2 protein-coding genes and 1 pseudogene are annotated in these 1,997 nt (G+C 62.1%); all 3 read left to right on the top strand.

Annotated features, from left to right (window positions below; genetic code table 11):
* Window positions 1-613 (top strand): SufD family Fe-S cluster assembly protein (locus tag EN925_RS33585; RefSeq protein WP_206633078.1); only part of this gene is annotated, 613 nt, incomplete at its 5' end.
* Between the two features lie 27 nt (window positions 614-640).
* On the top strand, window positions 641-1,396 hold the full coding sequence (sufC, locus tag EN925_RS33590; RefSeq protein ID WP_023810312.1) for a Fe-S cluster assembly ATPase SufC: 756 nt from the start codon (window positions 641-643) through the stop codon (window positions 1,394-1,396).
* Window positions 1,397-1,415: 19 nt separating this feature from the next.
* A pseudogene (locus tag EN925_RS33595) lies at window positions 1,416-1,997 on the top strand (Fe-S cluster assembly protein SufD); the annotation flags it as partial.

Consider the following 1,997-nt stretch of genomic DNA (forward strand, 5'->3'; position numbering starts at 1 on the left):
GGGCAAGGGTGGCATCTACAATTTCGTCACCAAGCGCGGCGACTGCCGTGGCGATCGCTCGAAGATCTCGTGGACGCAGGTCGAGACCGGCTCGGCGATCACCTGGAAATATCCGAGCTGCATCCTGCGCGGCGATGATTCCTCCGGCGAATTCTATTCGATCGCCGTGTCGAACGGCTATCAGCAGGTCGACAGCGGCACCAAGATGATCCACCTCGGCAAGAACACGTCGAGCCGCATCATCTCCAAAGGCATCGCCGCCGGCTTCTCGCAGAACACCTATCGCGGCCAGGTCTCGGCGCACCGCAAGGCGACCAACGCCCGCAACTTCACCAACTGCGATTCCCTGCTGATCGGCGACCAGTGCGGCGCGCACACCGTGCCCTACATGGAAGCCAAGAATTCGACGGCGCAGTTCGAGCACGAAGCGACCACGTCGAAGATTTCCGAGGACCAGAAATTCTACGTCATGCAGCGCGGTATCCCTGAAGAGGAGGCGATCGCGCTGATCGTCAACGGCTTCGTCAAGGACGTCATCCAGCAACTGCCGATGGAATTCGCTGTCGAGGCGCAGAAGCTGATCGGTATCTCGCTTGAGGGCTCGGTCGGCTGACCGGACAGATATTCAGGAAACGAAAAAATGCTTGAAATCAGAAACCTGCACGCCCGCATCGTCGATGACGGCACCGAAATCATCCGCGGTCTGAACCTGACGGTGAAAGCCGGCGAGGTTGCCGCGATCATGGGGCCGAACGGCTCGGGCAAATCGACGCTGTCCTACATCCTCGCCGGTCGCGAGGACTATGAGGTGACCGAAGGCGACATCCTCTACAACGGCCAGTCGATCCTCGAAATGGATCCGGCCGAGCGCGCCACGTCAGGCATTTTCCTCGCCTTCCAGTATCCGATGGAGATACCGGGCGTCGCCACCATGGAATTCCTGAAGGTGGCGATGAACGAGCAACGCAAGGCGCGTGGCGAGGAGCCGCTGAAGATCCCGGAATTTTTGAAGCGCGTGAAGGAAGCCGCCGCCTCGCTCAGCATGGACATGGCGATGCTCAAGCGGCCGCTCAATGTCGGCTTCTCCGGTGGCGAGAAGAAGCGGGCGGAGATCCTGCAGATGAAGCTGCTGGAGCCGAAATTGTGCGTGCTCGACGAAACCGATTCCGGGCTCGACATCGATGCGCTGAAGATCGTTTCCGATGGCGTCAACGCGCTGCGCGCGCCGGACCGGGCGTTCCTGGTCATCACCCATTACCAGCGCCTGCTTGAGCACATCGTGCCCGACACCGTGCATGTGCTCTACAAGGGGCAGGTCATCAAGTCAGGCGACAAGTCGCTGGCGCTCGACCTGGAAGCCAATGGCTATGCCGGCGTGATCGGCGAAGCAGCGTGAGATGCCAGAGGTAATACCGATGAACATGCACGCACAACCGCAGCGGACACCGGCCGAGACAGCGTTGATCGACGCGTTCGGCGACCGGTTGTCGCTGCTGCCCGGCGACGGCGCGGTGATGCTGAAGCGCGACGACGCCATCGAGACGATCAAGCACGGCCTGCCGACGCGGCGCGTCGAATCCTGGCACTACACCGACCTGCGCCGGTTGCTGAATACCGTGCCGGACTTCGACCCGGCCGCCTTGGCCAAAGTCATTGCGCCGATCGTCGACGGTTCCACCGTGGTGTCGATCCTGAACGGCAAGTCCGACGCCAAAGCGCCGGTTCTTGAAGGCGTCTCTTTCCAGCGCCTGTCGGAAAAGCTGGTCGACGGCAGCGCAGCACCTGGGCTCGACCCCTATGGCAGCGACGACGCCATCGGCGCGCTGAACACGGCTTTCGTCGCCGACGGATATTTTGTCGACATCGCCGATGGCGTGGAACTCGAAAAGCCGGTCGAGCTGCAGAACCTGCAGGCCGGCGGCCAGACCCATGTGCGCCTGCCAGTGCGTGTCGGCGCCGGCGCCAAGGCCGTCATCGTCGAACGGCAGACAGGTGAC

It is taken from the genome of Mesorhizobium sp. M7A.F.Ca.US.006.04.2.1, from assembly GCF_004022915.1.
GTDB classification, from domain to species: Bacteria; Pseudomonadota; Alphaproteobacteria; order Rhizobiales; family Rhizobiaceae; genus Mesorhizobium; species Mesorhizobium ciceri.

Coding starts and splice junctions, on each gene's coding strand:
- sufC (WP_023810312.1), top strand. CDS start 641: ATGCTTGAAATCAGAAACCTGCACGCCCGCATCGTCGATGACGGCACC.